A 22,954-nucleotide genomic window follows, 5' to 3' on the forward strand; every position below is an offset into this window, starting at 1 on the left:
TTGATCGCCCCAATATTAGGCGACCCGGCGCAGGTGGCGGCGGAAGCGGCGGGTGAGGCCACAGCCTGGGCCAGCGAATATCCGATGATGGACGCGGCAGCGTACCAGAGCTGGGACCTCAGGCTCGCAGGCTTAGGGGCTAAAGGCTGATCTCATCGATCTCCTGACGCCTATCGGCGCGCGCCGCGACCTGGCCAATGACGATCAGGACAGGGCCCGAGGGGCGATCATCGAGACGGCGTCGCCGGAACCTCCAGCGCCCAAGGTCGAGGCCAGCGCCAGCGCCAGCGCCCGCGCCCGCGGAGCCAGCCTATGCGCGCCTTCCAAAGCGCCCACCGTCACCTTGTCGCGAAGGGTCACCCACAAGACCTTCGGCCACCAGAGCGGCCCTCGCCGGATCAGGGTCAATAACAAGCACACGCATGAGTCTGGCTGCACGACCGATCAACGCCCTTCAGGAGCCATGTGCGCATCATGGGCTGATGCGCAGACGATCAAATCCTGAGCAGCGCTGTCGCCCGACTTCTCAGATTGTCTGGTGCGGGCGGTCGGGGGTTGCGCCAATGGAGTGAGCCGCTCGCGCGGCATGGGTGTTCGGCGCCGTGGATGAGCCTGAGGTGGCGGCGCCTTGCCCATCCTGCCTGAAGATCAGGGGTCAACCCTGCAGACAGGAGATCCCCGATGAGCTCTGCACCCATGACCCCGCTGCGTCAGCGGATGATCGAAGACATGTCCATCCGCCAGTTCGGCGAGCGGCTGGCCAGGGTGCGCAAGGAGGACCGGCTTCCCGAGGTGCTCAGCCCTGAAGAGGTGGCGCTGCTGCTGCACTGCGCGCCCAGCCTCAAGCACAAGGCCGCCCTCAGCGTCGCCTTTGGTCGCGGCCTGCGGGTCTCGGAGATCACCCACCTGCTGGAACGCAAGACCGACGTGCGGGTGATCCAGGCGCTGCTGGGCCACAAGAAGCTGGACACCACAGCCCGCTACACCCGCGTGGCGATCATGACCCTGTCGCCGGCCGAGTTCATCCGGCGGTTCCTGATCCATGTCCTGCCGTCCGGCTCCCACCGCATCCGCCACTACGGCCTGCTGGCCAAGGGTCCCAACGCCGTGCCCTTGGAGACCCTGCGCGCCCTGATCCTGGAGCGCACGCCGCAACCGGTCGCCGTGCCCGAGCAGGCTCCCAAGCCCAGTGAGCCCAAGGCCGCGCCCGCCCTGGTCTGCCCGTGCGGCGGCGGTCTTCGCATCATCGACGTCATCGGCCGGGGCAGCGCCTGGCGCGCTCGTGCGCTCGCGCCGCTGTGGTGTGACAGCTCATCAGCCAGGCCGCGACGATCGTCCGCGCCCATGCCCGCCATCGCCCCCGACCTTGGCGCAGGGCCTGCTGCGCCTCGCGTCCAGCCGCGCCTCAAGCGCCGTCCAGCCACAGCCAATGTCGGCGCCTCGCACCGCTCGGGGAGCGACATGTTGGACGTTTGGGGCTGTCGAGGGCGACTGCTGAGATCTATTTGGCCGCCGCCAGCACTGCGGCGACACCGCTATCGCCAAAGCCTGACCCGCTCGGCGTACTGACCGCGGCTTCCTCCCCTGAAGGCTTTCGGAAGCCTCAACAATTGCAGACCTTAGGTCGCTCCGGAAAGGCGACATTGGTGCGGTAACCGTTAGCGATGCAGCGTCTGGGTCCGTACTTAGGTGACGGTCGGCAAAGGGGCGCTCTATCCCCTAGAAGGGCTGGACGCTTGGGACCGTGGCAAGCTGCCGAGATGCTATGACCGAAAGGTCAAAGACCCCCGGCGGCGGCCGCGCTGCGCGGAGGAACTCCGCCAAGGCTTGATGGCCAAGATGAGTTGGTCATCCGACCCCGCTGGGCAGCTCGCCTAACGAGGCTAAGTTTGAGCGTATTCGCTCCTATCCAGCGCCTCCAGCCTGGCCTTCGCCGGGTCGAGCAGCAGGTTGACTAGGGCCGCCAGGGCCAGGACGACGGACAGCCCGGTCGCCAGCATGAAGCCATAGATCGGTCCGCCTAGAAGATCGCTGACAGCGCCCATGGCCAACGGCGAGAGCACCGCACTCAGGCAGGTGAAGAACAGGATCACCCCGGCCACCGCCCCGTGCTCGGCCTTGGGAAAGACGCTAATGCCCTTGGAGTTGATTGTCGGATAGACGATCGACATGAACAGGCCCGAGGCCGGCAGCAGGAACACCGCCGCCTCACGTCCGCCGATCAGGGCGCCGACGAAACAGACCAGGATGGCTCCCGCGCAGATCGCCAGCACCAGGGTCCAGCGCATGCGCGAGAGCATCCAGGCGCCCATGAACCGTCCAGCAGCCCGAAGCACGAAGAAGATCGACAGGGCATACAGCGCCATGAAGGCGGCGGGGCCCTGGTATCCAGCCAGTAGGGTCGGCATCCAAACATAGATCGCCGTCTCGACGCCGACATACAGCATCGCCCCCAGGCTGAACGCCAAAGCATAGGGATCGCGGCCGGCCCGCAGCACACTGCGGAAGTCGACGCGAGCCTCGGGCGCGATCTTCGCCCCCGGATAGCGGATGGTCAGGGCGGTCAGCATCAGCAGCAGGCACAGCACACCGGCGATAACGTAGAGCCACTTCCATGACGCGCCCGAGGCCAGCAGATAGGCCACGATGGCCGGGCCAATGATGGCGCCGACGCCGAAAAACCCCTCTACGGTGTTCATTGTGGCGGTGTGGTTGCGGGTCGAGGTCGAGATGTCGCCGATCAGCGCCAGGGCCCCGGTTTTGAACACTCCGATCGCCGCGCCCGAGAGGAACAGCAGCACCAGGAAGGCCACAAACTGGCTGGTCAGCGCAAAAGCCAGGGAGGTGATCGCGAACACCGAGAGGCCCAGGATGATCGTGAACTTGCGTCCCATCTGGTCGGCCAGGAAGCCCAGACCGACACCGCCCAAGGCGATGCCGCCCATGGTGGCGTAATGGAACGAGCCGGCGGCGGTCATGCCAAGGTCGAAGCTCTTGATGATCTGCGGGATGATCACGCCCACCGAGTCGGTGGTCATGGCGAACATCATGAACATCAAATAGGTCAGGCCCTTGATCACGCCGATATTGCCGCTGCGAGCGGCGCCTTCTGGTTCAGACATCGCTTACGCTCCGCGCCGCTTGTTCGGTGATGATCGTACCGGTGCGCGTACGGCGCGCCACCAGCTTGTCCTTGGCCAGTCCGTCCAGCGCGGCCCGGACGGTAATGCGGGACACCCCGCACCCCCGCGCCAGATCACGCTCGGTCGGCAAGCGGTCGCCGGGCCGCAGGCGGCCGTCGCGAATGTTCTGCGCGATCACCTCGCGGAGCGCACGATAGAGCGGGCGCTGCATCTGCGAAGCGGTCGGCAGGGCGATCATGCACCCTGCCCTTTGGCCAGGGCGATCGCGCCCAGCACCCCGGCCCGGTCACCCAGTTCTGGCGCAACCAGATAAGCCTCTAGCGCGGCCCGACCGACCAGGGCCTCGACATAGCCGCCCATCCTCTGACCGAGCGCTGCACGCGCATGGGCCAGCAAGGCCGGGCTGGCGACGCCGCCGCCGATGATAATCCGCCGGGGCGAGGTGGTCAGGGTCAGGCTCATGGCCAGTTGCGCTAGGTAGTCGCCGATCAGAGTCCAGACCGGATCATCAGACGACAGGCTCTCGCCCGGACGGCCGATCCGAGCCGCCAGGGCGGGGCCACTGATCAAGCCCTCCAGGCAGTCGCTGTGGAACGGACAACAGCCGGCGAATGGGTCGAGCGCCGGATCGCGTCGCACCAGCAGGTGGCCGGCCTCCGGATGCATCAGGCCGTGGGCCGGACACCCGTTGACCACCACCCCAACCCCAACGCCAGTGCCGATGGTGACATAGGCGTAGTCTGAAAGACCGCGCGCCGCGCCCCATTGGCCCTCTGCCAGGGCGGAACCGTTGACGTCGGTGTCGAGGGCGACAGGCACGCCAAACGCTTCAAGCAGCGGCCGGGCGATGGCCGCGCCGGTCCAGCCCGGCTTTGGCGTCTTGAGCACCGAGCCCCAGTCGACCGCATCACGGTCCAGGCGCACGGGACCAAAACTAGCGACGCCGATGACCTCGAACTGTCCCCGCTGAGCCTCCAGCACGGCATGGACCGCCGCCAGCGTCTCTGTCGGAGTCGTGGTTGGAATCCGTACCGGTTCCGACAGATCATCCGGCCCCGATCCGAACGCCACCAGCACCTTGGTGCCACCCAACTCAATGCCCGCAAACCGAGCCATCACAGGGCGACCAGCCAAAGCAACCCATGGGCCGGCAAGATGACAGGACCGGCTGCCGGCGGCATGCCCCCCAAGACATCAATCGCGCCGCTTGCGAAGGCCGCCGGCAAATCGACCGTCACCGGCGCACCGGAAAGATTGCCCAGGCACAGGAACAGCTTCGCGCCATCCGTGCGCTCAAAGGCCAGCACGGCGGCCGGCCCCAGATCCAGGGGCCGGGCCGCGCCCGACACCCCATAGCCAGCCAGCGTCCGGGCCTGAGCAGCCAGCCAACGGAAGCGGGCAAATAGCGCGCCCTCCAGCGTCTCGGGATCGCCGCGACGGGCGGCCGCCGCCCAGTCCATAGCCGGGCGGTGCAGCCAGCGGCCATCACCAGCCCGCAAGGGGTCCTCGGCATAGGCGGTGTCATCGGCAAGGCCGATCTCGTCGCCCATATAGATCAGCGGCCAGCCGTCGAGGGCGTGGATAATCCCGTAGAGCAGGGCAAGACGCGCGGGGCCCTCAACCTGTCCGTTGTCGCCAGGGGTAATCCCGGCCAGCGAGGCGGCCATGCCATTGGTCGAGGGTACGCCCCCGGCGGCGGTCTGGAAGGCCCGCCCCTGCGAGAAGCTGTCGCCCTGCCCACCATAGAACAGCGACCATCGGGCAAGATCTTCTCGGGGGGCATAGCTGGCCAGAGCGTTCCAGATAACATCGTCATGGCAGCGCACATAGTTCAACCAAGCCGCGCGCTCGGGCTTGCCGACGGAAGCGCTCAGACAGCGGTGGAAGATCCCGGCGTCGGCATCGGCGAGCGCGCCCCAAAGGGCAGTCATGACGCCATTGTTATAGGCCAGGTCGCAGCCGCCCACGTCGCCACCGAAGAACGGCAGGACGTGCTCCAGGCTCTCGATCGCCTCGGCGACCAAAACGACGCCTGGCGCGATAATCGACAGCGCCGCCCGCCAAGCTTCGACCAAGGCGTAGGCCTGGGGCAGGTTGCGGCAGGTGGTGCCTGCCTGTTTCCAGAGGAACGGCGCGCTGTCCAGGCGAAAGCCCTGCACGCCTTGCGCCGCCAGGAAGACCAGAACTTCAAGCATCTCTGCGAACACGGCAGGGTTGGCGTAGTTCAGGTCCCACTGGAAGGGATAGAAGGTGGTCCAGACATGCCCCCCCATCTCATGGCAGGGCGTGAAGCTGCCCGGCGCAGTGTCGGGGAACACGTCGATCAGTTCTCTGTCGCGGACAGCGGCCTCTTCCGGTGTGAGCACGATGTAGTAGTCACGATAGGCGGGATCGCCGGCCCGGGCGCCCTGCGCCCAGGCATGCTCGCGGGCGGTGTGGTTGCAGACCACGTCCAGGATCAGTCCCATGCCGCGCGAGCGCAGGTCGTCGGCCAGGCCTGCGAGGTCGGCCATATCGCCAAGGCGGGGATCGACCTGGCGATAGTCCTTGACCGCAAAGCCCCCGTCGCTGTCGCCCCTTCGTGGCTCCAGCAGCGGCAGGGGATGCAGCCAGCGCACGCCAAGATCGGTCAGATAGTCGAGATGTCCGCGCACCCCGACCAGATCGCCGGCGAAGCGGTCGACATAAAAGCTGTAGGTGGTCTGGCCGGGTGCGGAGAGCCAGTCAGGCTGGGTTTCACGCTCGGCGTCCAGGGCGCGGAGGGATTCGGGACGCGCTTGAGCGGCTTCCAGAACAGAAGTCTTCAGCTTACGGATGAACCCGCTCCAGCGCGGATCCTTGCCATAAACCTCAGCCAGCTTGACCTCTATCGTCTGCCAGTGGGTGGCGAAGCGACGGTCGATGGCCTGGGCATGCGCCAGATTGCCGGACAGCCCGGACGCTAATGGTGACGACATAAACCACTCACTTGGCAAAAAAACCGCCGGACGCCACAAGCGCGTCCGGCGGGTTCGCAGGGAGACTAGAAGGCGTAGCGAAGCGTCGCCGTGACGGTCCGGCCGTTGATCGACCGGGCGCGGATGGCGTTGACGACCCCAGCGGTGATCGAACCCTCCTCGGCTTCGGTCAGGCCCACCTTGTCGAACAGGTTGTTGGCGTTGACCGACAGGGCCAGACCTTCGGAGACCCTGTACTCGGCGAAGGCGTTGACCTGGGCATAGGCCGGGAAGACCAGCTGGTTGTCGTCCTGGGCGTAGGCCTTGGCCGTGCCGATGACGCTGGCGCCGACCGTGACCTTGTCCCAGGCATAGGTCGGGGCGACCTGATAGATCCACTTGGCCTGGCGGCGCGGGGTGTTGCCCACGGCCGCCGGGTTCAGGGCATCCTTGTCGATGGTGGCGTCGGTATAGGTGGCGCCGCCGGTCACCGAGAAACCACCGGTTCGGTAGCTGGCTTCCAGTTCGATACCCTTGGCCAGATAGGTCCGGTCAAAGAACTTCTGGGTGGTGGCCTCGAAGTTCTGCTCCTCGGTCTTGGCCCAGAAGGCGGTGGCGAACAGGCCAAAGCCGTCGCGGCGATACTTCACGCCGGCTTCCATCTGGTCGACCATGTCGACGGCGTCGGCCTTGGCCACTGAACCGTCTGCCGCGACCTTGCCAAACAGCAGGCGGTCGGCATTGGCCCGGCCACCCCGGCTGGCCCGGCCAAAGGCGGCCAGGTCGGGATTGAACTGGTAGTTCGCACCCACCGACCACGAGGTGTAGTTCCACTCGTAATTCACCGGCGAGGCGTTCGCGTTGTCGATTACAGACACGCTCACTTCGGTCGGCTGGATCACGCCGTCGCCATTGACGTCGAAATTTGCCGCCTGTCTGGCGCCCGCGTAGCGGCCTTGCGCCTTGCCGCTATCATGGCGGAGGCTGGCGTCGAGGGTCAGAGCGCCGACCTTGGTTCCCAGGCTCAGATACGGCGCATCGATGTCGTAGGTGACGTCGTAGCGACGGGTGCAACAATTGCCCCAGAACGGCACGCCATAGGCTACCAGACCGCCCTGGGTCACCAGCGACCCGGCGCCGTTATAGACGTTCAGCAGGGCGGCGTTGTCGCCCTTCACTTCCATCAGGAAGGTGTTCCAAAGCCAGTCCATGGCGATGGTCTGGCTGGACTTGTAATAGCCCACCGTCACGTCGATGGGCGACAGCCCGGCGACGTCGAAGCTGCGCGAGAGCTTCAGGTCGTTCATGGCGTTGCCGAAATCGTTGATCTCGACGTCGAACATGTGGATCCGCATGGCCAGGCCGTTGCCATTAAGGCCGGCGGGCGCGGTGATGGACTGACCGCCCTTGGGACCGTTGGCGTAGCGCAGGGTCGCGCCGGTTCCGCCGATGGAGGTCGCCAGGCTGGAGGCAGAAGCCACTTCCGCCGGGAAGGGCGAGACAAAACGACCCGAGGTCTTGGCGACCTTGAAGCGGTTCTCCAAGGTCCAGCCGCCGGCGATGTCGAACTTGGCTTCCGCGCCGAACTGCAGGCTGTCGGGATGCATGCCGTCGGAGACCTTGCTGGTCCGGCGATTGCCGTCGCCATCCAGACCAGGATTGGCCGACAGATAGACCGACTGGATGTCGTCATGGCCGATGTCGAAGCCGGAGAACGAGCCGATGCCGGGGTCGCCGTTCGAGCCGGTGGCCCGAACCGGCATGGGCAGATAGCCCACCGCGCGGTCGTTCAGATACTTCACGTGCAGGCGCACATAGCCGTTGTCGAAATCCTTGGTCAGGTTGGCCTTGATCTGGCCGCCCTTCTCCGAGGTGTAGCCAGACTGCCGCGCGCCCTCGCCCTGGCGATAGAAGCCGCCCAGGTGGAAGCGCATCGTGTCACTGATCGGGCCGCCATAGTCGAGATCGACGCGAGTGTGGTCATAGCCCAGGCCCTTGGTCAGGGCCACGGCGCCGCCTTCGCTCTCGCCGGTCTTGCTGATGAAATTGATCACGCCGCCGGGCGAGTTCGAGGCGAAGGTCGAGGACGAGCCACCGCGCACTGACTCGATGCGGCTGACATTGGCGTCGGCGCGCAGGAAGATGTCGGCGTTGCCGAAGGCGATGTCGCCAAACTCCATAACCGGCAGGCCGTCTTCCTGCAGCTGCAGGAACTTGGCGCCGCCCGAGGCGACCGGCAGACCGCGTACAGCGATGTTGGCGTTGCCCTCGCCGCCGGTCGATTCCGAGCGGATGCCCGGCAGGCCGCGGAAGATCTCGGCGGTTGATCGAGGGGCCTGGGCCGAAATCTGCTCAGCGGATAGCGAGCTGACCGAGATCGATGAGGTCATCTTGGTGACGCCGGCGCGCGAGGCGGTCACAACCACCCCGTCCAGAGCCAAGACGTCCTGCTTGTTATCGACGGTCTGCGCCAGGGCCAGGGTCGGCGCCACGATCAGCGCCGCCGCGCCCGTCAAAAGAAGAGTTCTGCGCCCGTACATTTCATCCTCCCAAATGATACGCCCATTGGCAGGGCGCTTGAGCGTGATCCTGACCGCTACGCAATCGATTGCAAGATGAAAATCAGCGGATGTCGCAATTCGCAATCGATTGCGATATTTTCGATACAGAGCCCTGTAAAGCTCTAGGTACCGCGCCTCACCAGTTCGGGCGTCATGAACAGGGATCCGGTGTCTTCTCCGGCGATCCGGCGAAAGACCATGTCGACCATCGCCTTGGCTCCCGCCGCGAGATCCTGGCGAATTGTGCTCAGCGGCGGCGCGCTGTAGCGGGCCAGCGCGATGTCGTCGAAGCCGACAACCGAAACGTCCTCCGGCACGCTTCGACCTGCCTTCGTCAGGGCCTGGATGGCGGTGACGGCAATGAGATCGGAGGCGGCGAACAGTGCGTCAAAGACGATGTTGCTCTCGATCAAGGCCTCGACAGCGGCCTGCGCGGTGTCGAGCATAAAGTGGGTCGGCACCAGAAGCTCAGGCGATGGAGGCAGGTCCGCCTCGGCCAGAGCCGCTAGATAGCCTTCCCGACGAAGTCCCACCTCCGGCGCATCGGGCATGCCCAGAAACGCAATCCTCCGCCGCCCCTTGCCGATCAGGTGCTGAACCGCCAAACGCGCGCCAAGCCGGTTATCGACACCCACCGTGCAATAGAGCCGGTCGGGAAGATCCCCGCCCCATACCACCATGGGGCGATAGGTTGCGGCCATGGCGTTAAGTACGGCGTGCTGGTCACTCTGACCGATGATCAGAACGCCATCGCAGCGCTTGGACTGCACAATCCTGTCGAGCCACCCGACCGTCGGCTCGGACACCTTGCTCAGAAGCACCTCAAAGCCGCGCAAGGTGATCTCGTCAGCCAGTCGGCTCACCATCTCCTGGAAGAAGGGATCTGTGATCTGCTGTTTCGACTCGTGCCCCAGAGGGATCACGATCCCGATGGTTTGGGTCCGTTGAAGACGAAGCCCCCGCGCCTGCTGATCAACCACATAGCCCTTTGCTCTGGCGAGCGTGGCTATCCGGTCGCGCAGTTCCTGAGGAATGACCGGGTTGTTGGCTAGCGCCCGTGAGACGGTGGCCGTTGAAACCCCGGCCAACCGCGCAATGTCGGCCATCCTAACGCGTTTAGTGTCTTTATACGGGTCCGATATCATCGCCTCAGAATAGAGACGCTCGAGACATTGTTCACGTGGAAAGCCACCTGCAGGACGATGTATCTTTGCAATTGGCGGCCTAGTGGGGGCCCTCCGAGGCCGGCGTCGGACCCACCCGGATGATCTGACGGGCCTCGTCGCGCCTGTGAGGCTGACCTTCCCAAGGTACGAGAAGAGTCAGGTTTTCGCGTTGCCGGAAACTGGGGCGCCCTCAACCTCATCACTGCCGGAAAGCGGACGTTCCCAAGGTCGCCTAAGAGTCGCGGTGCGACCTCTTGGTGCGATAGGTCTGACTCTGTTGGGCATGCGCCAGGCGCCTACGACATCGCGCTCACGGACCTTAGGCCTCGGATTGTAAAAGCCATTTCCGTCTTGAGCTGAAGGCAGCGTTTAATTGCCGCCCCCAATGCGGACGTTAATTTCGAAGACGCACTTCGCCACAAATCAATTGAATGTCAGCCATTCTCCAATACTCGCCACGCTTACGTCTGCGAGCAAAAGTTGACTACCCTTCCCCAGGTCGATCATCGCTCCTTCGCCAGTCTCGCTGAGCGTGAAGGCCTGCCCCCAGTCTAGCAGCACCTTGTCACCCTCAGCGCTGGAGAAGTCGGCGACTTTGTCCAAGCCCGCACCGCTCAAAAAATAGAACTTGTCCGCTCCGGCCCCACCTCGAATTTTGTCGCTCTCATGGGTGTCTTCGAGGATATCCGACAATTCCGTGCCGATGCTCGGCATAGACGGGGCCTCAACTCAAACCGCGTGTTGCTGTTGTCAGTCTAACCCAACCTGTCTCCACTTGGCGCAGGTTGGGCAGGCGCGGCCGGGCCTCGAGCCATGAGGGATTGCCACTCAGCCAGGGCGGCTGAGCGTAGGGCCTTGTAGGTTTCCCGGCTGATGAGGTGGCGCGCCGGGTTGAAGTGGCGGGATGGGTTTCTCATCCCGGCAGGCTTCCGGCCAGGGGCGGCGTCCGCAACTTGCTCTGACAGGCTCACGCATTTGCGCCCAGGCTATGGCCTGATGAAGGCTGCGGCTACCGGGAGAGCGAAGCCACCTTGCCTGGATCGTAGTGAAAGCTTGAAAAGGGTCCAACCGGCCACTCGGCGAGGGACCATATCCCGACAACCATGAGGCCGAGAACCAGATATGCGGCCGAAAAGGGCGCGAGGTTCCGAAGGGCGTCGGCGAGGCTGAACCCAGACCGCCAGCGCCGGCAGTAAAGCACCACGAGGTAGATCCAGGGCTGCAGCGGCGAAACTATATTCAGGGCGCCATCGCCGATCCGGAAAGCCGCCGTCGACATATCTGGCGATATGCCGAGCAACATCAGCATCGGAACGATGATCGGCGCCAGAACGGCCCATTTCGCCGTTGCTGAGCCGACAAGGAGGTCAAGGGCGGCGGTGACGAGCACAATCGTCATCAGGATCAAGGGGGGCGCCAGTTGCGCGTCCGCCAGGGTGCGCGCGCCGGACAGCATCAGGACCGTGTCCATTCTGGATGCGTGCAGCACTGACAGGAACAGGGCGATAAGGATTGCGAACAGGATGAAGGGCGCCAGGCGCGTCAGGCCGTCAACCACCGCGGCGTGAACGGCCACGGGACTGGCAAGCGTCCCGGTCACAGCGCCATAGGACCAGCCGGCGCTCAGCAAGACCAGTGTCAGACAGGCCGGCATGGCGCGGAAATATGGAGCAAGAACGGCTCTCAAATCGTGGGCGCCATCGGGTGCGGATGCGCCCCAGCGGATAACCGCTATGAAGACGAGCGCCGCTGCCAGCGCCGCGAGGCCGGCCCAGATCATGGCCATGCGTTCCGCCGGCTTCAGGCTTGCCTGCAGTTCAATGGCTTCGGGACGAGCTTCGGCGGTTGACGGGGTGCGCGGGAACCAGCGGGGCTCGAGCCAGCGGTCAGCAATCGCCCAGGTGGCCCCGGCATAGAGCCCGGCCACGGCGAGCAGAATGAACCAGTTGCCGAACAGGGCATACCGCCAGTCGGGCGCAAGGCTGCGGGCCGCATCTTCGGTCAGCTGGAGCAGAATGATGTCGGGTATGCCAGGACCTAGACTTGCGGCGAAGCCCCCCGAAAAGGCGGCGAAAGCAATCAATATGCCCAGGACGGGATCACGACCGCGGGCCGCGAAAACAGCGCCAGACAAGGGCAGGTAAACAAGTAAGAGAGCATCGGAAATCTGATGGAACAGGTACCCCGTCAGGATGACAACGGGCGTGAGCAGCGCTGCGGGCATCAGTGACAGGCTGCCGCGAACGAGGGCGGCAAAGAGCCCGGACCGATCGGCCACGGCGGTGCCCAGCGCCAGCAGCAGAAAGATCCCGAGGGGGGGAAAAGCGGTTACCGTTGCCGGCGCCTGGGTCAAAAGGTGCGCGAGCGTTTTGGCCGACAGGATGTCAACCGTGATCAGGTCACCCGATATCGGGTCGACGGCGCTCAGGCCCGTCAGCAAGGCGACCATCGCAGACACCGCGGCCAGCGCCACAAGGCCCAGCAGCGCCGTCCGCAACCGGCCGGGGGTCCAAGCGCGCTTGATCATCGGAATGCCCGGCGACGCCGTCCGCCAGGCCCAGTCCGGCTGGCGGAGATCAAGAGGATTCTCCGCAGATTACCAAGGCTCGCCCAGCAGACCTCAAGATCAATAGCCTAGCTAGCGCCATGATTTTCGAGTCTCCGAGACCGGGGTCTCTGGATAGATGTCTGAAAAAACCATCGTTATGCAGGGTGAGCAAACATGGATCGATCTTGCACGCCGCTATAGCGGCCTTCGCTATCCCCGTACACGTCCAGACATAACGATTAAATTACCCGAAATGAGTAATAACTGCGAAAACAACAATCTTTAGCTGTGCTGCGGTGGATTGTTGAACATTATCACTCGGCCTTCGGGCGCAGGATTCGCGGCGCGCGCGCATGCCTTGCGGGGCCATCCAGGCAGAGTGTTGCGGTCAGGCGCCAGCCATGCTCAGACAAAAGCATCAGGGTGCAGCGAAAAGGCTGTGGCTGGCGCTGTAAATTCGGATGGTCTGTTTTGGAAAATAGCGTGAAAAAAAGTCTGGAAGAATATCCTAGCGCTCACATGCTTGGCTTCCTGTTTTCCCAGAACGTCGACTACCTGATGAGTATTATGTCGGTGTATTTGGAGCTGTTTGACGGCGACGCGACAACCATGCTGATATTTTTTACAATGGCGAGGACATCTGTCGACCATCTCAATCGCCAGAATGTCCCGCGTGCGGAGGCCGCAGACGGTGTCTTCCCCGATACCCTGCGCCGACCGGTAGCCGCCCTGAGCATCGCCAACTATCTGGGCCTGCCCTACGAAACCACTCGTCGACACGTCATGAAGCTGGTCGCGAAAGGCTATTGTCACCGCCAGGGATCAAGAGAGTTCCTGATCTCCTCCGAGACGCTTTCGCGTCCTGAATTTGCCGATCTGGCCAAGCAATCCTTTGCGCTGACCAAGACGTACCTCGAGACGATCCGCCCCTACGTCGCGACCTGACGCGCTGATTGCCGCCGCACGGCCGGGCGAACAGCACCGCTTGTCAGACGCGTCGGACGGGAAGGGCTGGCGGCTCCGTCAGGTGTATGATGGCCCGCCTACGCCGTAGCGCGCCCGCGCCGCCACGGGAGGCTGGTGGGGCCGCCCTTCACCCAGACCGCTGCGCGGCAGCCACTGCCGACCAGCGTCCCAGTTGGGATTGGTCAGGGGCATGCCAAAGTACCAGCCTTGGCCGTACTCGATCCCGACCTCGGCCAGTAGCGCGGCACTCAGGGGCGTTTCGACCATTTCGGCCACGGTTTCCGCCCCCAGGGCCTTGCACAGACCAGCCAGGTGCTTGAGCAGAATATAATTGCGGCTCCCGCGCTCAAGGTCGCGCACGAAGCGACCGTCGAATTTGACGATGTCGACCTCAAGCGCACTCAGATATTCCAGCGATGCGGAGCCTGCGCCGAAATCATCGATACAGACGCGAAAGCCAGCGTCCCGAAGACCTTTCAGGGTCGCGGCAGCCTCTTCAAGACAAAGCACGGCCGCGGTTTCGGTCAGCTCGATAAGCAAGCGCCTACGCAGGGAAGGGTCGCCCGACGTGGCCTTGAGGAAGGGCGACAGGAAGCGCTCGTCGAGCAAGGAGGCGCCGCTGACATTCACCGCAATGCTCACATGCGGGTGGGCTGCGAGGTGACGACAGGCGCAGCGCACCACCGCCAGGTCGAAGTCGACGATCATGTCCAGTTCTTCGGCCATCCGGATGGTGTCCGCCGGGCTGACATCGGCGTCGAAGCGCGCCAAGGCTTCAAAGTGGTGCAGCACGCCGCCGCCGAGGGTGACGATGGGCTGAAACGCCAACTGAAACGTGTCGTTGGCGAGCCGCGTCCTGAAGCGGGCGGCATCCTGCACCACACGGTTCAAGGTCGCTTCGAAGCCACGGACCGAGGCGTCGGCGCCCTCGGCGATATAGCAGTCCAGGGCGTAGCGCATGGCCTTCAAGGCCTGGGCAGGGTTCTCGAGGTCGACGTTAAGGTCGGTAATGGCCGGCTTGATGCCGGTGACAGCCTCGAGCTGCTCGGCGACAGGCCCAGGCGCGACCGAGGCGTCACGGAATATGGCGAAACGGCCTTCGGCGACTTCGGAGGCGCCTCCAGCGATCGCCTGAGCTTGCAGCACCCGGCCGACGATTTTGCGTCGGAGATTGGCCATGTCTGTCGGCAAGGCCGCCATGGCCTCGCCGTAACCCTCCAGTTCGACAAGATCCAGCCTGAGTGGCAGGCCGTCCTTTCGGGCCTGCCGCATCAGGTCAGATGCGATCGCGCAAAACCCGGCCCGGTCCGCAAGTTGGTCCGAGGCTGCGCCACCGCCGGCGCCGGCGTCGACGGCGGTGGCGCTCCGAGCGCAGGATAGATTCGCTCCGCGCTGCGGCAGGCGAAAGACCGAAAGGCTGGCCGTGCGCGCTGGCCGAGAGCCGGGCGCAGATCTCAGCCTTACCCGGAAGGGCCCCTGACGCTCTCCGGGCGAGACGGTTGGGCCAATCGCCGCCATCATCGCCGCGTCCTGGTCGTCGAGCACGGCATTCCATCCGCAGCCGACCAGGGCATCATCATCGAAGCCCGTCAGATGTTCAGCGGCTCCCAAGGCGAACAGAATGCTGCCAGCACGGCTGATTTCGAAGACCAGGTCGGCCCCGGCAACCGCTAGGCCGACGAGACGCACACTCTGCTGGGCAAGATCAGATCCAGGCATTGGTCTTCCCATGCAGGCTAGAGGACAGCCCCTCCTCGAAATCAATGAAAATATCCGTCAGTTCGGATGCCTTCACTTTCGAAAGATTGGAACTTATAGACCAGTACGTCCAGTAACTGACAACATGCTGTATTGCGCCGATCTCCTCGCCAATATCCATAAATATATCGGGTGCAGAGATCAGAAATCGACGAAAGGCGGCTGACTGGCCCTCGTTGACGAGCACGCCATAGGCGTCATCGTATCGTCGGATGACATTCCGAATGCGTGCAAGCGACGTGCGAATGGCGCCTTCGATGCGCAATTTCGCCTCGGCGATATAGGCGTCACCGGCCGCGTCTCGCCGCCCCAGAGGCGCGATCGCCTTGATCTCCCTGAGAACAGAGCCCAGTCTTGGATAGGTGTCGTGCAACACCCACTTGTAGTAAAGAAGGCCTCTCCAACAAAATATGCCGTCCTGATATTCTTTTTCGCTAAGTCGAAGAAGCTTTTTTAGAGGCTCAAAACTCTTGTCAGGGCTCGACGATAGCAATTTCTCTGCTAGTCGGTCTGCGGAGTTGACGACCCCCGTGGCCTCATCGCCGCCACCGGTCATGCGCACGAGGCCCGCCAACTGCTGACTGACATAGCTGTGCATTTTCCCGACGTCGGCGTCTGAAATGCAGAAGTAGTCCCGCGAAGGCTCAATACCGCTTCTACGAAGGTGCTCTCGCAGCAGAAAAGGATCCAGCGAAGGCAATTCATCGATCAGATCAAGAACCTTGCGATCTGATCTACCGAATTTGACGTCATCGCCGAACATGTCCTCCGAAACAGCATCGAAATTCTTCTGTCCGACAAACAGGCAATGAGCGCCAAAGCGAAAATCATTGATGTCGAAAGGAACTAGAATCTTTGTTGCATTGAATCGCGGCTCTTCAAAAATATCGGCTTCGTGCGGACGAACCCGATGTTTTATAATGACCGAGCTCTCCAATATCCTATTGCGAAACAGGCGAGATCTATCGTTGGCGATCAAGCCGGATCGGTTTCGACTGATCCTGGCCAGATTCAAAATCCGTGTTGTCGAAGCGGTTTTCTGAATGTGTGTCAGTCGCCTGACTGTTCTGTCTCTTTCCACACGACGACCCCCAAAAACTGAGGTTATCGACTAGTTGGACTAGCGTTACCGCAAGGCTTACAAAACAGACTAGCAACGCCATATTGCCCATCCCAACCCATGTATTGTATCCACAATGAGTAATATGAGCTATTTGCTCCGGGTTATCGTTTCGCGAGTTAACAAAAGGTGAATTGCCAAGAAATTGAGGAACGAAAGCTTAAACGATCGAGCCTGCAGGCTGGCCTTTACTCAAAATAGGTAGAAAACTAGTTGAGAAAGGTGCGGCCGGCGACTAACCCCTTAAGCAGGCCGCCATGGGGGCTGCACAATGGAGATGGGGCGCGATTAGCCTCGAATGCTATCGAGAGGGGGTTTCTGATGTCGATACCGCTTCAAGCCGGTGCGGTTATTGACTGGAGCGGCAATGCCGCAGCCAGGCGCGCGATTGCCGTTACCGAGGTCAATGCCAAGGTTACTGCGCCATCGACGGCGCCGGACGGCAAGTCTTTGGCACATGCCGGCGGCCAGAACCAAAGGCTGGTGATTGAACAGGATAAGCCGACCGGTTCCTTCGTCTACAAAACTGTTGATCGGCTCAATGGGGACGTTCTGTTTCAGTATCCTTCCGATGAACTTCTCCGGCTCAGAAACAACCCCGCCTACGTTTCTGGAGCGTTGTTTTCTAAAAGCGCATAGAGCATCTCACCTTCCGGCCGAACCCGTCACGAGCGACGCCTGGGGTCTGGCGCGTATCTCCCTTTAGCCATCGAGACCCAGGCGCTGCGGCAACCATCGCGCGCCCATGACCTGCGACGGCACTGGCCCGCTGGCATCGCGGGGCGAGCGTTGTTGGCCGTATGCTCTTCCGGGGCTCTGCCTAGGCGGCTCAAGGGCCGGCCGTCATCGGGGTCATCCTTATGACCTTCTCCAGTCTGGATATGCCCTTTGGATAACGACCGGTCGATTAGACGACTGACGAATCTTTCCAGGACCTCATCGACGGCGCGCGTTTTGAATCTGTACGACGTGCATCGGCGACATTGTGCCGTACCCGCCTTCGAAAAGGCGCCGTTGTTCAAAAATCGAGTTCTGAACCGGGCGATTATTCTTAAGCACAAGCTGAGGGGTAATGAGCTTGAGATGTTTGACTCGCACGTTGGGTCGGCGACAAAAGTTCTTTTGCCCATCGACGCCGCCGACCTCCGAGCCGGGGCGCACTTTTTCTTCGTTGGCCAAAAAGATTTCGAGGCGGTGACCGAGGAAGCCTTTGGCGCCGATCTGCGGCCGGGCGCTCGCGACCGGAACGTTCTGGACCAGATTGACCAGCTACCGTCCCTCGACCCGTTCCTGCTGCGGGAATATCTCCGGCGCTCCGGAATCGAGCCGGCGCGGGAATATTTCAACATCTCCGACGCAGACGTCCTGAACATGCAGAAATTTGTCCAGATGGACATTCAGGCCCTGTCGACCCTGTCGGGCGGCGACCAGCCCGGCATGCCCTCCGGCAGGCTTGTGGACAAGCTGCTCTCGCCGCGTCCTGAGGTCGACTTTGGCCCTCTGCGCGAGGTTCTGAGACTTGAGGACAAGCAATTCCTGGACGGGATTTTCGCCTGGCGGGGATTTCTCTACTACAAGTGGGTGCTGAGCGACGTGATGCCGCGCGTTGATCAGACAATCAAGAGCATGGTGTCGGTCACGCCTCGCGGCGTCCGCGACGCCGAGAGTGCTGCCTATATCCCGCTCGCGCGAGCGCGGATTGTGGCCGCAGTCCGCGAGCGCATCCGCGCCGTGCAAGCCACGCTGAGTACGTATGACCGGGCCTTTCACGCCCTGACCGACGATGGAAAACCCGGGACGTTCCGCGATTTCCTGATCGAATCGCCCCACCTGTTCATGTCGCTTGGCCAGCGTCTGGGCGCGCTCCAGCACATTGTCAGCTTCTGGTCCTACCGCTTTCCCCGGTCCAAGCCGGTGGCGGTGGGCTACGTTGATCTGATGGATATCCTTATGGACTTTGAAGACGGCATCGCGCTTGAGGGGCTTGAGGACGACGCTCCAATGATGCAGCGCGCGGTTGGCTAGAGCATTTTTCGACCTGATTGGATCGTCAGGAAGTGAACGAATCCGTTCCGCCGGGGTGGTGTGCGCTGTTTGAGGGGAAGCCCCCTGTCTGAAAGGCTTTGGAGTCGAGCCCCCCCTTCTGACTGGAGCACTCCAGAGCGTGCTGTAGCCTAACCCCAACCTGTCTCCACCTGGCGCAGTTCGGGCAGACACGGCCGGGCCTCAGGCCATGAGGGATTGCCACTCAGCCAAGGCGGCTGAGCGTTGGGCCTTGTGAGTTTCCCGGCTGATGAGGTGTCGCTCATGACCTCCCCCCGAGAAAGCGGAGGGAAGTGAGTGAATTCAATCACTTAACCTCTACCGGATAGATCCAGCTGATCCGCTAGAACTTTCCTCTAAGTCCTTGAAAAGACTATGGTGCGGGCGGTCGGGGTCGAACCGACACTCCTTTCGGAACCGGATTTTGAGTCCGGCGCGTCTACCAGTTTCACCACGCCCGCAGACTTCGCTCTTCGCGAAGGGCCGTCTCTCTAGCAGGCGGCGGACACGAATTCCAGTGGCGAGGGGGCGGGTCTAGAGTCGTTGCGCACAGGAGATTCGCATGATGCCCCGCCCCGCCCCCCGCAACCTGATCACGGACGTTCCCGGACTGACCGTGGGGTGCGCGCAGGATGAGGCCGTGCGCAGCGGCGTTACGGTGGTGCTGTGTCCAGAAGGCTGGAGCGCGGCCGTCGATGTGCGCGGCGGCGGCCCCGGGGTGCGCGAGACCGAGACGCTGGCACCCGAAAACAGCTTCAGCCGAGCGCACGCCATCTGCCTGTCGGGCGGGTCGGTTTTCGGTCTTGGCGCGGCCGATGGGGTCGCCAGCATTCTTTCGTCCCGCGACGTAGGCGTTCGTCTCGCTGCGGGCTCGCTAGCCATTCCCATCGTTCCCGGCGCGGTATTGCACGACCTCGCCAACGGCGGCGACAAGAGCTGGGGACTGGACCCGCCCTATCGCGCTCTCGGGATGGCGGCGGTCGCCGCTGCCGGCCAGAGCTTCGAGCTTGGCGCCGTCGGCGCCGGACGCGGCGCGAAGGCGGGCCTCGTCAAGGGCGGACTGGGCTCGGCGTCGATCGATCTGGGCGGCGGCGTGATTGTCGGCGCCCTGGTCGCGGCCAATCCCGTCGGCTCGGTCTACATGCCGGATGGAGAAACCTTCTGGGCCTGGCCCTTCGAGATCGACGGCGAGTACGGCGGGCGCATTCCGACGGGCGCCGTTTCGGCGACCGAGCCCCTCCCCGACGCGTCGAAGCTCGGCGCGACGGGACGTTTACGGACGGGCGCGAACACCACCCTGGCCGTCATCGCGGTTACGGCCGACCTTTCGACCGCCGAAGCCAAGCGGGTCGCCATGATGGCGCACGATGGCATGGGTCGCGCTGTGCGGCCGGCCCATACCGCTTTCGACGGCGACGTGGTTTTCGCCCTGGCCTCAGGCGCGGTGTGTCTGGGTTCTGATCCAGCCATACGGCCGGTCGAGGTCTCGCGCCTGGGATCCGCAGCGGCCGACTGCCTGGCCCGCGCCATCGCTCGCGCGGTCTACGAAGCTCGCGACTTCAGGGAATCATAGTCTCGCCGCCCGCCAACTGCGTGGCGGTGACTTCGAGACGCCCCAGCAGCCGCTTCAGCATCACGACCTCGCTGGGCGCCAGGCCAGACAGCAACGCCGCCTCATAGGCCAGGGCCATGGGCGCGATCTCGGCGAACAGGCGTCGTCCGGCGGCCGTCAACTCAAGTCGGTGCGAACGGCGGTCGGCCCGGACGGTGGTCCGGTTCACCAGCCTGCGCTCAACAAGGTCCTGAGCCGCACGACTGACCCGGACCTTGTCCATGGCCGTGCGGGTCACAGCGGCGTGCGGGGTCAACCCGCCCTCGGCCAGCACCGACATCAGCCGCCACTGCGGAATGGTCAGGCCAAACCGGTCTTCATAGGCGCGCGCGATCAGCCGGCTGACAGCCGCAGCGGCCGTCACCAGTCGATATGGGACGTAGTCGGCGAGACTCAGCGCCTCTTCAGGCGTCTCAGGGGTCGCCGTCGTCAGGGGAGAGACCGTTGCGGTCATGGCCCGTTCCTTTCGTCCTCCCGGGCGTGGTCGCGGGTTGTAGGACGACCTTTCGCCAATTCTTGCATCGTCACGTCAACCGATCCGGGATCAGTTTCGATCCGCGCCCGATTGATGTGGCGCTTTGAGCCGTATCGCCTCAATCGTCCAGCCACGACTTCGAGAGAAATCCCCGATTTCGCGCGTCGGTTGTGCAGCCAGGGCGCCCCACGCACGCCTCATGGGCGCCGATGGCCTGCTAGTGGTGCGAAGACGCTTTAAGCTTGAGCGCCTTCAAGTCGGGAAAGGGCGCGGTGCTGGTCAGCACGGCCTGGCAGCGCTCCAGTTCCCGCACACAGTCGCCCCGGCTCCAGAAGTCCGAAAACTCGACCACCGCCATCCGGACCTGTTTGGAAAAGTCCTTGTGATCAAGAACCTTGGCTTCCGGATGCTCTGCATGGTGGTCGTCAGCGGGTTTGACGGGATTGGCGATGACGACCGTCTGCCCGCCGAAGCGCGGACCAAGGATCGTGACATTCGGCGCGGCGGCCTCGACCACCGCCACCACGCAACGATCGCACTGGCAGCTAGGGTCGTGCCCGCCGTGGCCAACGGGCCCGCCGTGACCTCCGGCGCCGTGGCCGCCATGCTCAGCGGCCCCATGACCGTGGCCATGACCATGCCCGCCGCCATGGCCGTGCGCATCCTTGCCGCCCTTGTCCTTTTCCTCGACCGGCTCGCCCTTGAGGGCCTCGGTCAAACCCTTCATCGCCTTGGCGCAAGGGCCGCCGAACTGGATGACGGGCCCGATCCGCCGCTGCACTTCCTCGACCAGTTCCTGGGTCTTCGACACCAGCTCGCCCGAGGGCGCGCTGGTTGCGGCCACACATTTGGCCTTGATAGCCTCATGGATGGTCTTGGTGACATCGCCATAGCTCGCGCTGTTGTCCTTGCGGCCCAGCATGCGGCCGGCGGCAAAGGCCAAGCCTGCGATCACCAGGGCCGCCAGAACCAGACCCATCAGCAGGGTCGGATCGAAGATCGGGATGGGCTGATCGACCGGAAACTCTGACTGGTACACCAAACCCTCCCCACACTGCGCGCCGGCATGATGGCGCGACCTATGGTTAACGCAACCCAAGACCACTTGCACGGCGAAGGTTGTCACTCTTTGCGGGAAATCACGCCCCGGGCTCTCGCGCCCTGATCGTATCGCGACGCACCGCCATAGACAGCGACCTCGCAAAGAATGTCGCCACCCTCACCGGCGGCCCAGAGATAGTTTCGCTCGACCTCAACGTCGCGCCCCCCCGGCGAGATGCCTTCGAAGGTGTCGCCCCAGGGAATCACCCTGGACAGGTCCCGCCAGGTCAGGGTCATGCCGCGCGACAGCTCGTCAGCCGCCATGGCTTCAAGATCGGGATCGCTCATCGACAGGCGCTCCTGGCTTCAGTTTTCGTGAACGATGGTGAGCTTTGAGCGTCGCCTCGACAACCGTCGGAGCGCAGGATAGGTCGCGGACGAACGCAGGAGACGATCATGGGCATTCCCAAGGGCAAGCGCGACTTTCGCGACGAAGACCGGCTCGATCCCCGCGAGCGCCACCAGCTCGAATACTGGATGAAGCGCTGGGGTGTGACCAAGGACCAGATGATCGCCGCTCATCGCAAGGTGGGCAACTCGATCAAGGACATCGGCGCGGAACTGGGGAAAAAGCGCTAACGCTTGTCGCGCTGAAAGGCCTTGGCCTCGGCGGCCAGGGACGAGGTGGTGTGGGCGGTCTCTTCCGGCTCGGGGAAGAACGGCAGACTGCCGGCGACACCGCGCAGGGCCAGCCATAGCGGATGACTGAAGTGGCCCAGGATGCGCAATGGCCGGCGCTTGTCGTCGGTGACGTCCCAGCCTTCCAGCTCGAACTGGTCGGCCTGTTCGCGCATCGACTTGATGTCGATGCCGTCCCAGCCTTCCGGGTCGGGAATGACGGCGGCCTCGTCAGCTGTCAGGCCGAAGGTGTCGCGCGCCAGCTGATCGATCTCGGGAAACTCGGCACGCGCCTGAGGTTCGGCGAAGGCCGGCTTCATCAGGGCCCTGTGCTCCAGCTCCGCAAAGCCCGGCAGCTCGATCAGTCGGCGCAACGACATGGTCAGGCTTCGGTTTCGGCGGTGTCGCGGAAGTAAGGCACCACTTCGCCCTGCAGCTTGATGGTCATGGGGTTGCCCTTGCGATCCATCGTCTTGCCGGCCGTCACGCGCACCCAGCCTTCGCTGACGCAGTATTCGTCGACATTGGTCTTCTCGACACCCTTGAAGCGGATGCCCACGCCGCGCTCAAGAAGCTCGGCGTTGTGGAACGGGCTGTCGGGATTGGTGGCCAGGCGGTCGGGAGGAGTGTCGCTCATCGGATCGGCTTTCGAATTTTTCGTGGGCGTGAGCCCTTGGACGGGGGTGATAGCCACCCGCCGCCGGAAATCCAAGCGCCGCGACGCCGCGTCCCCTCAGCTTGAACCTGATTGAGCTCTTCCATGACCGGATCGTCGGGGTCTGGCCGCCAACTCGACAGTCCCCGAGGGCAACAGCCAGACAGGCCGCAACCACCGCGTCTCCCCGGCGGTGAATATCTAGCCAGAAGGCCCGGCGGCGCGGTCTGGAGACCACTTTGCCGATCATCG

22 protein-coding genes and 1 tRNA gene are annotated in these 22,954 nt (G+C 63.5%); 6 read left to right on the forward strand and 17 right to left on the reverse strand.

What is annotated here, in order from left to right; all coding sequences use genetic code 11:
- Window positions 1-204: 204 nt before the first annotated feature.
- Window positions 205-360: a hypothetical protein gene (locus ACW17Z_RS03320; protein WP_492057543.1), complete on the reverse strand. Its 156-nt coding sequence runs from the start codon at window positions 358-360 to the stop codon at window positions 205-207.
- Between the two features lie 321 nt (window positions 361-681).
- Between ACW17Z_RS03320 and ACW17Z_RS03325 the strand changes: the two genes are divergently transcribed.
- Window positions 682-1,569, forward strand: a complete 888-nt coding sequence (locus ACW17Z_RS03325; protein WP_492057544.1) for a transposase — start codon at window positions 682-684, stop codon at window positions 1,567-1,569.
- 314 nt (window positions 1,570-1,883) lie between these two features.
- On the opposite strand, the gene ACW17Z_RS03330 is transcribed toward ACW17Z_RS03325, so the two are convergent.
- The 8 genes from ACW17Z_RS03330 to ACW17Z_RS03365 all read right to left on the reverse strand — a co-directional run bounded on the left by ACW17Z_RS03330 (window position 1,884) and on the right by ACW17Z_RS03365 (window position 12,333).
- Window positions 1,884-3,122: an MFS transporter gene (locus ACW17Z_RS03330; RefSeq protein ID WP_419317354.1), complete on the reverse strand. Its 1,239-nt coding sequence runs from the start codon at window positions 3,120-3,122 to the stop codon at window positions 1,884-1,886.
- A complete protein-coding gene (locus ACW17Z_RS03335) occupies window positions 3,115-3,381 on the reverse strand; it encodes a GntR family transcriptional regulator (RefSeq protein ID WP_419317355.1) in 267 nt (88 codons plus the stop codon). The genes ACW17Z_RS03330 and ACW17Z_RS03335 overlap by 8 nt, the downstream gene beginning before the upstream one ends.
- Window positions 3,378-4,259, reverse strand: a complete 882-nt coding sequence (locus ACW17Z_RS03340) for an ROK family protein (RefSeq protein ID WP_492057545.1) — start codon at window positions 4,257-4,259, stop codon at window positions 3,378-3,380. The genes ACW17Z_RS03335 and ACW17Z_RS03340 overlap by 4 nt, the downstream gene beginning before the upstream one ends.
- Complete coding sequence (locus ACW17Z_RS03345; protein ID WP_492057546.1) at window positions 4,259-6,100, reverse strand: alpha-amylase family glycosyl hydrolase; 1,842 nt, start codon at window positions 6,098-6,100, stop codon at window positions 4,259-4,261. Before ACW17Z_RS03345 ends, ACW17Z_RS03340 begins: the two co-directional genes overlap by 1 nt.
- Before the next feature lie 65 nt (window positions 6,101-6,165).
- A complete protein-coding gene (locus ACW17Z_RS03350) occupies window positions 6,166-8,619 on the reverse strand; it encodes a TonB-dependent siderophore receptor (RefSeq protein ID WP_492057547.1) in 2,454 nt (817 codons plus the stop codon).
- A gap of 143 nt (window positions 8,620-8,762) precedes the next feature.
- Window positions 8,763-9,746 carry a LacI family DNA-binding transcriptional regulator gene (locus ACW17Z_RS03355; RefSeq protein WP_419317359.1) on the reverse strand — a complete coding sequence of 328 codons (984 nt, stop codon included), beginning with the start codon at window positions 9,744-9,746 and terminating at the stop codon, window positions 8,763-8,765.
- Window positions 9,747-10,229: 483 nt separating this feature from the next.
- Entirely contained in the window at window positions 10,230-10,520 is a 291-nt protein-coding gene (locus ACW17Z_RS03360) for a hypothetical protein (RefSeq protein WP_492057548.1), read from the reverse strand.
- Window positions 10,521-10,815: 295 nt separating this feature from the next.
- Window positions 10,816-12,333: an AbgT family transporter gene (locus ACW17Z_RS03365; protein WP_492057549.1), complete on the reverse strand. Its 1,518-nt coding sequence runs from the start codon at window positions 12,331-12,333 to the stop codon at window positions 10,816-10,818.
- Between the two features lie 504 nt (window positions 12,334-12,837).
- Between ACW17Z_RS03365 and ACW17Z_RS03370 the strand changes: the two genes are divergently transcribed.
- Window positions 12,838-13,299, forward strand: a complete 462-nt coding sequence (locus ACW17Z_RS03370) for a hypothetical protein (RefSeq protein ID WP_419317362.1) — start codon at window positions 12,838-12,840, stop codon at window positions 13,297-13,299.
- A 78-nt stretch (window positions 13,300-13,377) separates the two neighbouring features.
- On the opposite strand, the gene ACW17Z_RS03375 is transcribed toward ACW17Z_RS03370, so the two are convergent.
- Window positions 13,378-15,039, reverse strand: coding sequence for an EAL domain-containing protein (locus ACW17Z_RS03375; RefSeq protein WP_492057550.1), 1,662 nt, complete (start codon window positions 15,037-15,039; stop codon window positions 13,378-13,380).
- Window positions 15,026-16,057 carry a hypothetical protein gene (locus ACW17Z_RS03380; RefSeq protein ID WP_492057551.1) on the reverse strand — a complete coding sequence of 344 codons (1,032 nt, stop codon included), beginning with the start codon at window positions 16,055-16,057 and terminating at the stop codon, window positions 15,026-15,028. Before ACW17Z_RS03380 ends, ACW17Z_RS03375 begins: the two co-directional genes overlap by 14 nt.
- A gap of 462 nt (window positions 16,058-16,519) precedes the next feature.
- Between ACW17Z_RS03380 and ACW17Z_RS03385 the strand changes: the two genes are divergently transcribed.
- The gene (locus ACW17Z_RS03385; RefSeq protein ID WP_419317365.1) at window positions 16,520-16,837 is read left to right on the forward strand and encodes a hypothetical protein; all 318 of its coding nucleotides are present in this window, start codon (window positions 16,520-16,522) and stop codon (window positions 16,835-16,837) included.
- Between the two features lie 315 nt (window positions 16,838-17,152).
- Complete coding sequence (locus ACW17Z_RS03390; RefSeq protein ID WP_419317366.1) at window positions 17,153-18,223, forward strand: hypothetical protein; 1,071 nt, start codon at window positions 17,153-17,155, stop codon at window positions 18,221-18,223.
- 394 nt (window positions 18,224-18,617) lie between these two features.
- On the opposite strand, the gene ACW17Z_RS03395 is transcribed toward ACW17Z_RS03390, so the two are convergent.
- A tRNA-Leu gene (locus ACW17Z_RS03395) sits at window positions 18,618-18,702 on the reverse strand.
- A 104-nt stretch (window positions 18,703-18,806) separates the two neighbouring features.
- On the opposite strand from ACW17Z_RS03395, the gene ACW17Z_RS03400 reads away from it, so the two are divergent.
- A complete protein-coding gene (locus tag ACW17Z_RS03400; protein ID WP_492057552.1) occupies window positions 18,807-19,814 on the forward strand; it encodes a P1 family peptidase in 1,008 nt (335 codons plus the stop codon).
- Here ACW17Z_RS03400 and ACW17Z_RS03405 read toward each other — a convergent pair.
- The 3 genes from ACW17Z_RS03405 to ACW17Z_RS03415 form a co-directional block, all read right to left on the reverse strand.
- The gene (locus tag ACW17Z_RS03405) at window positions 19,801-20,307 is read right to left on the reverse strand and encodes a MarR family winged helix-turn-helix transcriptional regulator (RefSeq protein WP_419317368.1); all 507 of its coding nucleotides are present in this window, start codon (window positions 20,305-20,307) and stop codon (window positions 19,801-19,803) included. The two genes, ACW17Z_RS03400 and ACW17Z_RS03405, sit on opposite strands and share 14 nt — an antisense overlap.
- A gap of 238 nt (window positions 20,308-20,545) precedes the next feature.
- Entirely contained in the window at window positions 20,546-21,367 is an 822-nt protein-coding gene (locus ACW17Z_RS03410) for a hypothetical protein (RefSeq protein ID WP_419317369.1), read from the reverse strand.
- Between the two features lie 83 nt (window positions 21,368-21,450).
- Window positions 21,451-21,693: a hypothetical protein gene (locus ACW17Z_RS03415; protein WP_419321470.1), complete on the reverse strand. Its 243-nt coding sequence runs from the start codon at window positions 21,691-21,693 to the stop codon at window positions 21,451-21,453.
- 132 nt (window positions 21,694-21,825) lie between these two features.
- On the opposite strand from ACW17Z_RS03415, the gene ACW17Z_RS03420 reads away from it, so the two are divergent.
- Window positions 21,826-22,008 carry a DUF3606 domain-containing protein gene (locus ACW17Z_RS03420; protein WP_419255069.1) on the forward strand — a complete coding sequence of 61 codons (183 nt, stop codon included), beginning with the start codon at window positions 21,826-21,828 and terminating at the stop codon, window positions 22,006-22,008.
- Here the strand turns inward: ACW17Z_RS03420 and ACW17Z_RS03425 are convergent.
- Window positions 22,005-22,427 (reverse strand): hypothetical protein, encoded by a 423-nt coding sequence (locus ACW17Z_RS03425; RefSeq protein ID WP_419317370.1) that lies wholly within the window; start codon window positions 22,425-22,427, stop codon window positions 22,005-22,007. The genes ACW17Z_RS03420 and ACW17Z_RS03425 overlap by 4 nt on opposite strands.
- 2 nt (window positions 22,428-22,429) lie before the next feature.
- Window positions 22,430-22,684, reverse strand: coding sequence for a DUF3297 family protein (locus ACW17Z_RS03430; protein WP_419317371.1), 255 nt, complete (start codon window positions 22,682-22,684; stop codon window positions 22,430-22,432).
- Between the last annotated feature and the right edge of the window lie 270 nt (window positions 22,685-22,954).

The sequence above is a fragment of the Caulobacter sp. GSs2 genome, assembly GCF_058680895.1.

What these genes read in the sequence shown, in the direction of transcription:
- ACW17Z_RS03345 (WP_492057546.1), bottom strand. Translation starts at nt 6,100, where the DNA reads ATGTCGTCACCATTAGCGTCCGGGCTGTCCGGCAATCTGGCGCATGCC.
- ACW17Z_RS03425 (WP_419317370.1), bottom strand. Translation starts at nt 22,427, where the DNA reads ATGTCGTTGCGCCGACTGATCGAGCTGCCGGGCTTTGCGGAGCTGGAG.
- ACW17Z_RS03365 (WP_492057549.1), bottom strand. Translation starts at nt 12,333, where the DNA reads ATGATCAAGCGCGCTTGGACCCCCGGCCGGTTGCGGACGGCGCTGCTG.
- ACW17Z_RS03420 (WP_419255069.1), top strand. Translation starts at nt 21,826, where the DNA reads ATGGGCATTCCCAAGGGCAAGCGCGACTTTCGCGACGAAGACCGGCTC.
- ACW17Z_RS03340 (WP_492057545.1), bottom strand. Translation starts at nt 4,259, where the DNA reads ATGGCTCGGTTTGCGGGCATTGAGTTGGGTGGCACCAAGGTGCTGGTG.
- ACW17Z_RS03350 (WP_492057547.1), bottom strand. Translation starts at nt 8,619, where the DNA reads ATGTACGGGCGCAGAACTCTTCTTTTGACGGGCGCGGCGGCGCTGATC.
- ACW17Z_RS03430 (WP_419317371.1), bottom strand. Translation starts at nt 22,684, where the DNA reads ATGAGCGACACTCCTCCCGACCGCCTGGCCACCAATCCCGACAGCCCG.
- ACW17Z_RS03375 (WP_492057550.1), bottom strand. Translation starts at nt 15,039, where the DNA reads ATGCCTGGATCTGATCTTGCCCAGCAGAGTGTGCGTCTCGTCGGCCTA.
- ACW17Z_RS03400 (WP_492057552.1), top strand. Translation starts at nt 18,807, where the DNA reads ATGCCCCGCCCCGCCCCCCGCAACCTGATCACGGACGTTCCCGGACTG.
- ACW17Z_RS03355 (WP_419317359.1), bottom strand. Translation starts at nt 9,746, where the DNA reads ATGGCCGACATTGCGCGGTTGGCCGGGGTTTCAACGGCCACCGTCTCA.
- ACW17Z_RS03335 (WP_419317355.1), bottom strand. Translation starts at nt 3,381, where the DNA reads ATGATCGCCCTGCCGACCGCTTCGCAGATGCAGCGCCCGCTCTATCGT.
- ACW17Z_RS03415 (WP_419321470.1), bottom strand. Translation starts at nt 21,693, where the DNA reads ATGGCGGCTGACGAGCTGTCGCGCGGCATGACCCTGACCTGGCGGGAC.
- ACW17Z_RS03360 (WP_492057548.1), bottom strand. Translation starts at nt 10,520, where the DNA reads ATGCCGAGCATCGGCACGGAATTGTCGGATATCCTCGAAGACACCCAT.
- ACW17Z_RS03325 (WP_492057544.1), top strand. Translation starts at nt 682, where the DNA reads ATGAGCTCTGCACCCATGACCCCGCTGCGTCAGCGGATGATCGAAGAC.
- ACW17Z_RS03330 (WP_419317354.1), bottom strand. Translation starts at nt 3,122, where the DNA reads ATGTCTGAACCAGAAGGCGCCGCTCGCAGCGGCAATATCGGCGTGATC.
- ACW17Z_RS03405 (WP_419317368.1), bottom strand. Translation starts at nt 20,307, where the DNA reads ATGACCGCAACGGTCTCTCCCCTGACGACGGCGACCCCTGAGACGCCT.
- ACW17Z_RS03385 (WP_419317365.1), top strand. Translation starts at nt 16,520, where the DNA reads ATGTCGATACCGCTTCAAGCCGGTGCGGTTATTGACTGGAGCGGCAAT.